General features: G+C 56.5%; 7 protein-coding genes. 4 read left to right on the forward strand and 3 right to left on the reverse strand.

The window, feature by feature from the left end:
• Positions 1-39: 39 nt before the first annotated feature.
• The 3 genes from VN622_15745 to VN622_15755 all read right to left on the reverse strand — a co-directional run bounded on the left by VN622_15745 (position 40) and on the right by VN622_15755 (position 6119).
• The gene (locus VN622_15745; GenBank protein HWR37314.1) at positions 40-3342 is read right to left on the reverse strand and encodes a CusA/CzcA family heavy metal efflux RND transporter; all 3303 of its coding nucleotides are present in this window, start codon (positions 3340-3342) and stop codon (positions 40-42) included.
• An 81-nt stretch (positions 3343-3423) separates the two neighbouring features.
• Positions 3424-4821, reverse strand: a complete 1398-nt coding sequence (locus VN622_15750) for an efflux RND transporter periplasmic adaptor subunit (protein HWR37315.1) — start codon at positions 4819-4821, stop codon at positions 3424-3426.
• Positions 4821-6119 carry a TolC family protein gene (locus VN622_15755; GenBank protein ID HWR37316.1) on the reverse strand — a complete coding sequence of 433 codons (1299 nt, stop codon included), beginning with the start codon at positions 6117-6119 and terminating at the stop codon, positions 4821-4823. The genes VN622_15750 and VN622_15755 overlap by 1 nt, the downstream gene beginning before the upstream one ends.
• 135 nt (positions 6120-6254) lie before the next feature.
• Between VN622_15755 and VN622_15760 the strand changes: the two genes are divergently transcribed.
• The 4 genes from VN622_15760 (at position 6255) to VN622_15775 (ending at position 9398) form a co-directional block, all read left to right on the forward strand.
• On the forward strand, positions 6255-6602 hold the full coding sequence (locus VN622_15760) for a hypothetical protein (GenBank protein ID HWR37317.1): 348 nt from the start codon (positions 6255-6257) through the stop codon (positions 6600-6602).
• A 271-nt stretch (positions 6603-6873) separates the two neighbouring features.
• Entirely contained in the window at positions 6874-7770 is an 897-nt protein-coding gene (locus VN622_15765; protein ID HWR37318.1) for a universal stress protein, read from the forward strand.
• A gap of 54 nt (positions 7771-7824) precedes the next feature.
• On the forward strand, positions 7825-8640 hold the full coding sequence (locus tag VN622_15770) for a formate dehydrogenase accessory protein FdhE (GenBank protein HWR37319.1): 816 nt from the start codon (positions 7825-7827) through the stop codon (positions 8638-8640).
• Between the two features lie 176 nt (positions 8641-8816).
• Positions 8817-9398, forward strand: coding sequence for a hypothetical protein (locus VN622_15775; protein HWR37320.1), 582 nt, complete (start codon positions 8817-8819; stop codon positions 9396-9398).
• Positions 9399-9547 lie beyond the last annotated feature (149 nt).

The raw sequence follows: 9547 nt of genomic DNA on the forward strand, positions 1-9547 counted from the left end.
CTCCTTCGTTGTTTATGTTCGTAATCGATAACGCCTAACTCAACCAACATGCAGCTCTTCCGGCACCTGGGTACGACTGGCGATTGCCGGCTTAACTTCCCAGTTCCATTTCCAGATCGCGAAGACCGGGGGATAGACGATCAGTTCCATGATGAACGAGGTCAGGATTCCTCCAATCATGGGAGCGGCGATTCGCTTCATTACGTCGGCGCCCGCTCCTGTGGACCACATGATCGGTAGAAGTCCAAAGAACATGCAGGCAACGGTCATGATCTTCGGGCGGAGGCGCTTCACGGCACCATGAACGATTGCCTCGCGCAGGTCGTCCCAACTGTTCAGCCGTCCCTTGTCTCGGGCCTCGTGATAAGCGAGGTCGAGATAGAGCAGCATGAATACCGCCGTTTCGGCATCGACACCAAGCAGAGCGATGAGGCCAACCCAAACGGCAATGCTCATGTTGTAGCCAAGCAAGTACAGCAGCCAGACCGCACCAATCGCAGAGAACGGAACTGCGAGAAGGATGATCATCGTCTTCACCGTCGAGCCGGTATTGGCATATAGCAGCAGGAAGATAATGAACAACGTGATCGGCAGTACAAGCTTCAGCTTTTCTCGCACGCGTTCCATGGATTCGTACTGTCCGCTCCACACCAGTTGATAACCGGCCGGAACGTTCACCTTTTGCTGGACCGCATTGCGAGCGTCTTGCACATAGCTGCCGATGTCGCGGCCAGCGACGTCTACGTACACGTACCCGCTGAGGCGTCCATTCTCGTCGCGAATCATTCCCGGACCGCTCTTCATCGAGATGGTGGCGATTTGGCCGAGAGGAACCTGAGCGCCCGAGGGTGTCGCGACCAGTACGCGTTCGAGCGACTGAACGTCACTCCGGTAATCGCGCAGGTAGCGAACATTCACCGGATACCGCTCGCGTCCCTCAACGGTGGTCGTGATTGGTTCGCCGCCGATGGCCGACATCAAAACCATTTGCGCGTCATCAACGGTTAATCCATAACGAGCAAGCTGATCCCGCCTCAAGTCGAAGTCCAGGAAGTAGCCGCCCGTGGTGCGCTCGGCAAAGGCGCTGGTCGTGCCAGGGACGTTCTTTAGCGCCGCTTCCACCTCCAGGCCTATCTTCTCGATTTCGGCCAGGTCGGAACCGAGCACCTTCACGCCAACTGGTGTTCGCACACCTGTTGTCAGCATGTCGATGCGAGCCTTGATGGGCATCGTCCAGGCATTCGCCACGCCGGGAAATGTCAGTGCCTCATTGAGTCCGCCGGCACCGTAGATCAATTCATCGGTTGTTTTGTGGTCGGGCCAGAAGCGTCGCAGCACTCCCTGTAACCAATCAGGCGCTGCATCGGAATACCAGCGCTTCCGCTTGGGCCACTGATCGTGCGGCTTCAGAGCGATGGTGGTTTCCATCATCGAGAACGGCGCGGGATCTGTGGCGCTTTCCGCTCGCCCCGCTTTGCCGAAGACCCGCTCGACCTCAGGAAAGCTCTTTAGAATCCGGTCCTGCTCTTGCAGTATGCCGGTCGCTTCCGCGACCGACACGCCAGGCAACGTGGTCGGCATGTATAGCAAGGTTCCTTCATCGAGCGGCGGCATGAATTCCGAGCCGAGTTTCGAGTAAACAGGGACCGTGATTACCATCAACAAAACGGCCGCGCCTATCGTCAACCATCGGTATTCGAGAACAAACTCGACCACCGGATGGTATAGCTTCATCAGCGGACGGCTGATCGGATGGTTTTCTTCGCTGTGAATCTTGCCGACCAGAACGGCATTTGCGATTCGCGACAGCCATTTCGGACTGAAGTCGTACTGCTTCATGTGCGTGAAAATCAGCCGCATGGCAGGGTCGAGGGTGATTGCCAAAACAGCGGCAATAATCATGGCGAAAGTCTTCGTGAAGGCCAGGGGCTTGAACATCCTGCCTTCCTGTCCTTCCAGCGCGAAGACCGGCAGGAACGAAACGGCGATCACCAGCAGCGCAAAGAAACTAGGGCCGGCAACCTCCTTCACTGCCGACACGATCACTTCCTTGTAGTCGGTCTTTCGACCTTCGGCCTCCCAGTGTTCCAATTTCTTGTGAGTCTGTTCGACGACAACTACCGCGGCATCTACCATGGCACCGATTGCAACGGCTATTCCGCCCAGCGACATGATGTTCGCAGTCATCCCCGACATCTGCATCGGGATGAATGCAAGTAGAACCGTGATCGGGATCGTGATAATCGGGATTGCAGCGCTAGGGAAGTGCCACAGGAATATCAGGATGATGACACTGACGATGATCAATTCTTCTACGAGCGTGTGCTTGAGATTGTCGATTGATCGATCAATCAGGTCAGAACGGTCATAGGTAGTGACCAGTGTCAGGCCCTTTGGAAGTGTCGGCTGCACCTCGGCGATCTTGGTTTTTACGCGCTCAATCACCTTCTGAGCGTTTTCGCCGAAGCGCATGATGACGACGCCGCCAACGACTTCGCCGCGTCCGTCGAGGTCCGCCACGCCTCTGCGCATCTCGGGACCGAACGTTACGGTTGCAACGTCCTTCACCCGCACCGGCGTGCCGGATTGCGGATTCGTCATCACGACGATATTGCCGATGTCATCGAGCGACTTGATGTAGCCCTTGCCGCGTACCATGTATTCGCGGCCCGAGAATTCGACAAGCCGGCCTCCGACGTCGTTATTCGACTTTTGGATTGCCTCCGACACCATGTTGATCGGCAGCTTGTAGGCGAGCAGGCGGTTGGGATCAATGTTGACCTGGTACTCGCGCACAAATCCGCCGACCGGAACGACCTCGGCGACCCCTGGCACTGCCTGAAGCGCATACCGCAAATACCAGTCCTGATAACTACGCATCTGCTCCAGGCTGTACTGGCCGGTCTCATCGACCAGGGCATACTGATAGACCCAGCCAACAGCGGTCGCATCCTTTGCCAGTTCAACGTTGACGCCCTTTGGCAGTCGCGGCGTCACCGAGTTCATATATTCGAGCGTGCGGGAGCGCGCCCAATAAATGTCAGTACCTTCCTCGAAGACGATGTAGATGTATGAGAATCCGAAATCCGAAAAGCCTCGGATGTCCCGCACCTTCGGCATTCCGAGCAGTGCGGAAGTAATCGGATATGTGACCTGGTCCTCGATGATGTCCGGACTACGATCCCACTTCGCGTACACGATGACCTGCGTATCGCTGAGGTCGGGAATGGCATCGATCTTGGTGTTCCGCATCGAGTGCCAGCCAAACACGGATGCCACTGCGACAAGCATCAGCACCATGAACTTGTGATCGGCAGTGAGTTGGATGATCTTGTTAATCACGGGTCCACCTCCGAGGTACGCCGGAGAACGTTGGCCTGGTGAACAGACGGTTTAGTAATTGGCTCATCATGGTTACGCTCCTCACCGTGGTTGCTCGCTGCCAACAGCGGACTTCATCCGGCTCTCCGAATCGAGCAGGAAATTCCCGGAAGTTACAATCGTTTCGCCCTTTTCCAGTCCGAACTCGATGATCGTATTGCCATCCACAGTCGGACCGACCGTCACCTCGCGAGGCTCAAACTTTCCGCCGTCGTGGACGACGAAGACGGTTTGCATCTTGCCGCTGTTCAACACCGCTTCCTGCGGGACAATGACGTGCTTCCCATAGGTGATCTGAAGCTCCACATCAGAGAACATGTTCGGCTTCAGCATCAGGCCGGGATTCGCTACATCGATCCGTACCTTCGCGGTATGCGTCGCCGGATCAAGCATCGGATAGCTGTAGGTGACGCGACCTTTATAGGTTTTGCCTGGGATGTAACTCAGAGTGATCGTTGCTGGCTGGCCAACCTTCACATACGGCATTTCAGACTCGTACACATCCGCCACAACCCAGAGCCGCGAGAGATCAGCGACTGTGTAGATGTCCGTGTCCGGATTTACGGCAATATGTGGAAATGCCTTCCGATCCGTGACATAGCCCGTTACTGGCGAATAGACAGTGACTGTCTTATTCACCTGCCCTGTCTCGTCCAGGCGCTTAATTTGAGCTTCGCTCAAATCCCAGAAGCGGAGTCGCTGACGCGAGGAAGCCAACAGTGACTCGGAGCTGTGTGCCACGTCATGGTAGGGAGAGTTTCCGAGCGACTCTTGTCCGCGTTTGGCGATCAGATACTCTTCCTGAGTTGCGACAAGGTCAGGGCTGTAGATCGTAAACAGCGGCTGTCCCTTCTTGACGAGTTGTCCCACGAAGTCGACATAGACGTTTTCGATCCACCCGGGAGTCTTCACATGGACATGCGCGATGCGCGTCTCGTCTGCCACAATCTGGCCGGAGGTGCGAACGGTGCGTGAAATTACCTGTTCTTCAACTTGCGATGTCCGGACGCCAAGCGCACGCTGACGCTCCGGCGCTACCTTTATCATCCCGTTCTCAACACCGCCCTGGCCTTCATACATTGGCACCAGATCCATGCCACAATCAGGCGCGATGCCAGGTTTGTCGGACTTGTAGTTCGGGTGCATTGGGTCATACCAGTACAGAATCTTTTTGTCGCCCGCTACGGCTTCTGCTTCGGCGTACTTCGGGACGAGGTCCATCCCGTCAGGAGCTTTCCCCGGTTTGTGATACGTGTTCTGGGGATTCATTGCGTCATACCAGTACAGGACTTTGCGCTCGCCACTTTGAGCCTGGTGGTCTGAGTGCGCGCTTGTAGTCCTCGTCTTCAGAACCCGCCCACCAACAAACACGATCGCGACCAGAACCACCACGGCCAGTACCGCGGTTACACGAAGGATCTTCTTAGAATGGCGTTGCATTACTTTGCCTCCTTGCTAATAACTTGGGTCAGATCGCCAGTGAGTGCCTCAATGCGGGCCAGCGCAATTTCGTAGTCCGCGAGTTGGCGGTAGTAGTCGATCTGGTAGCCATGGATGGTCGAGAAGTTCGTTACCACGGTGAGGAAGTCAACGGTACCGACCGAGTACGACGATTGTGCAGAACGAAGTGCGAGCTCCGCCTGCGGGATGATCGCCTCGTCGTATAAATCCAGCATCTTGTCCGCGCTTACCGCCATTGCGTACATTTGCTTCAACTCGTAGCTGAGTTCCAGGTGCCTCGCTTCCCGGCTTCGCTCGGCCGCGGAGAGTTCCTGCTTCGCCTGTGCAATTGCTTCGCGCTGCTTCGACTTGTAGAAGATGGGCAGGTTGATCGTGAACTGCAGGCCATGCATGTCGGGCATCATTGATCGCTGCTGGTACATGTAACCGGCCGAAAGATCAGGAACGTATTCCTTTCGGGCCATGGTGATCGCCACCTTGTTGCGATCCACCATGCTCTGCTCGCGCTTCAGCATCGGGTCGTTTGCTTCCGCAGCGGGAGCAAGGACCGAGAGGTCTGGAAGCGCATCCTTCTGGACTTCGGCCGCTGGAGGTAGTGGTGCGTCCATCGGCCGCCCCATGAGCGTATTCAGGCGGGCAGCGGCAATCTGGCGCTGCTGTTCGAGCGCGACGGAGCGTTGCAGCAGCATCGACACCTCAACCTGCGCTCGCAGAACATCCTGCTGCATCGCTTTTCCGACCTTATAACGAGCTTCGGAAATGTCGGCGATCTGGTTCAGACGAGCTTTGTTGCGATTTGTTATTCCCAGCGCTTTGTCGTTGTAGAAGTACTCATAAAAGGCCGCTCTCGCCTCTGCTGTGAGTCGACGGACAGTCGCCAGTTGGTCGGCCTCGGATGCGCCAACTTCCTTGCGCGCCATCTCCCTCCGCAATTCACGTTTCCCGCCCAGCGGGAACATCTGCATGACTGTGAGGCCGCGATAGCTGGATGGGTCCATGCTCATCGTCTTGAACGGCACTGGGTCGCCCATCCAGGAGACGGTGAGACTAGGATCGGGGAGCGCGCCAGCCTGTACAACGCGACGGCGCTGTGCCTCGACCGTGTTGCGTGCGCCTGCGATTGCAGGATTGGAGGTGATTACTTCGCGGACTACATCGTCCAGAGTCAGCGGTTGCATGGACGACGCACTACTGCCTGAAACAGGCGATTGCGGCTCCTGCGCCACTCCGGCAATTGCCGCAGTAAAAAGGAATGCGAACAATAATTTTCGGAACATGATCCTTCTCTTCTCGTTGAAAAGACCGTGGACGCACAGGCACAAACGAACCTGTGCAGGTCGCTACGCGAGAAGAAAAGCTAGATTAGAAAAGTGCAGAGGAGAGATTGAGAGCCTGTGAGCACCGGTGGGGAGGTGTCCACATCGTGCGCAGTCTCAGGAATAGTGGGCTGGCTGAACTCCACTACAACCAAGGACGGCACAACCGCCACGACGGGAGGCGTGATGCTGGATTCCGTAACCGGAGCGGTGTGCGAGCTTCTTACCGTGCAGCAGGGTGGAGCCTCATTTGCACTCAGCTCAGTTCCGTGCTGCTGTGCCCCTTCGGCCATCATCGGACAATCCGGAGGGCAGTGCATGGGACTGGCGGCGACTGGCGAACAAACGCCCAAAGAGAGCGATGGCAACAATAATGCCATCAGCACCAGGCTTGCAGAAACGAACTTGTGCCAGATCCGCATAGTCTTAACTTCTGAATTATAACGCAGGCGTGTCGTGAAAGTCACGCAGCCCTGTGATTGTTGCCCCACACATGCGCGCCGGCTCGTGGAGCGCGTAGTACTCGCTGGCCAAAGCGAGATGACCCACAAATAGGCAGAGCGCCGCAGAGATAGTTACTGTCCAACTTGTCCCGGAAATCATCTAACTGGAGCCGGTGAAGTCTCGGCCAACGAAACGTATCGGGCACCGGTGCACTCTAAGCCGTGAAGACGCAGCAAGCTATGTGGATGCAGAAGGTACTGGAGGCGGCCTAATGAGCGCAGTCACAACTGGAGCACGAGTCTCCCTGCGTAATATTCTCGTCGCCACCGATTTCTCCGAATATTCCGCAAAAGCATTGGATTACGGCGCACAAATCGCTCAGCGCTATGATTCGACCATTCACCTGCTGCACGTTATACGCCCCGGGATTCCCAACGAGTTGCTCTCGCCGCAGTCGCTGCCTGACGACATTGAACGCGAAAAGCAGGCCGCTGAAGAGCAACTGCAATCATGGGCGCAGCGGCTGAACGAAATCCAGTACAAAACTTGGCTCAAATACGGCGACGTGCCGGAGGTCGTGAAGACCCTGATGGCGGTGGAGAATGTTGACCTGATCGTACTGGGGACGCACGGCAGGTCGGGGTTGAAGAAGCTTGTATTAGGTTCGGTTGCGCAGGCGATCTTTCGCGAAGCCGACTGTCCCGTCCTGACAATCGGGCCCAAGACGCACGACATTGCGTTACCGGGAAAATTGAGGAATGTTCTCTACGCAGTCGATCCGCTCGAGGAGTCTCACTGTGCACTCGACTACGCTGTTTCTCTTGCGGAGAAGAACGGGGCAACGCTTACCCTGTTGCACGTAATGGCGCAAGACACACCTGCACGCCCAAGCCTCGAACGGGAGGCGGAATGCCGGGAACTGGTCGCAGGTCTGATCCCCGGAGACGCACAGTTGGCGGCAGCCGCTAACTGCCGCATAGAGTTCAGCAAATCGCCCACGAGTATGATCATCGCGGTCGCGCATGAACTTCCGGCCGATCTGCTCGTGATGGACGTGCGCCGCGAAGAAGCTTGGACTGCACACCTGCCGGATAATGCCTACGCAGTGGTCGCCCAAGCAGCTTGCCCCGTGCTGACAGTTCACACGGTACGAAAGCGCGAATCTTGAGTGCGAGAGCGAGCGTTGCGATTGAAGTGTCTGAAAGAGGAGCGGATTGGAGCGATGCAAAAACAAACGTCCACAGACTGGACACAACGTACCGAACGCGCAATCCGATTGCGAGGAGAGCACGCCTCGTCCGAAGAATTGCTGAGTTTCTACCTGCAGGTGCTCGACCTGCAGTCACGCATTGCCTGCAATGCGGCTGAATGCAGTACACAGTTTCGTTCCGAAATACCGTTGCGGCAGCAGATCGACATCGAGCTTGCGCTCCCCCACGCGGGCGTCCTCTTCGACATTACGGAGCGGCATGGTCCCACAACTCTTGCCTCTGTGGCGCAGGAGATGCGGAGGCGAGGCATGGGATACCTGCGCGACACTCTGGCAGCGACTGTTCGATTCTCGAATGCGGAGCCATCTGCTCTCGCGTACGGCGGCCCAGAGTGGTTCTTCCCCCGGGTAATCCTCCAGCCAATAGCGGAGAACCTGGCCCAACAATATCCCGAGAAGCTGGCGACCGCGAACCGCTGTACCTTGTGCGACTCTCTTCCGCAGTTGGCGGTCCTGCGTCCGGAAGGCGATGGCGCGAAGCGCCGGCTGCAATGTTCCTTCTGCCTGACTGAGTGGGAATATCGCCGGGTCGTCTGTCCATGGTGTGAAGAAACAGAGGAGGATAAGTTGCCTCGCTTCTCTGCCGAGGAGTTCTCCCACATGCGCGTGGAAGCCTGTGATACCTGCAAACATTACCTGAAAAGCGTCGACCTTAGCGTGGATGGCCGTGCAGTACCTGTGGTCGACGAGGTCGCTTTGTCGGCGCTCGATGTTTGGGCAGCGGAGCAGGGGTACACGAAAATCACTCCCAATCTGCTCGGTTTTTAACCAGCAGAACTCCGATACAAATCGGATTGTGCCGAATTCGGAGCTGAAATTGACAGTTGCTTTCAATCGGATGTAATGTCTCCCACACTTGTAAGGTGGCGCACCCAACGCCACTGTTCCGGGGTGCTCACCTCTGGGGTGCTTTTCGAAGTTGTGATTCAGCGATTGGGGGAACCATGGAACTCTCTCGCCGCTCATTCCTGAAAACTGGGGTTGTCGGAGGAATCGGTGTCTCGATTTTCGGATTCGACCTCCAGCCACTCTATGCCCAGTCGGCAGCTTTCAAGATTTCAAGGACGACTGAGACGCGAAGCACGTGTCCGTATTGCTCGGTCAGTTGCGGAGTCATCATTCACACGATGGGAGATGGCGCGAAGAATGTAACGCCTCACGTCGTTCACGTTGAAGGCGACCCCGATCACCCCATCAACCGCGGAACGCTGTGTCCTAAAGGATCGTCTTTGTTGCAGGACATCGTGAACGACCGGCGTTTGCTTCGGCCGCAGGTGCGGCGTCCCGGCTCCAGCGAATGGGAGTACATCTCGTGGGATCAGGCTATTGACGAGATCGCCGACTGGACAAAGAAGACACGCGACGCGTCTTTCGTGGAGAAGGATGCAAACGGAAAAACCGTGAATCGTTTCGAGTCGATGGCCTTCTCAGGGGGCTGCACCGATACGAACGAATTCAATTACCTGATCGTGAAGACCATGCGTGCGATGGGGGTGACGTGCCTGGAAAACCAGGCACGTGTTTGACACGGACCCACGGTCTCAAGTTTGGGACCAACATTCGGACGCGGCGCAATGACCAACGGCTGGGTCGACATCAAGAACACAGACATGATGTTGATCATGGGCGGTAACCCAGCCGAAAACCATCCGTGTGGCTTTAAGTGGGTTGTGGA

It is taken from the genome of Clostridia bacterium, from assembly GCA_035561135.1.
Lineage (GTDB): Bacteria > Acidobacteriota > Terriglobia > Terriglobales > Acidobacteriaceae > DATMYA01.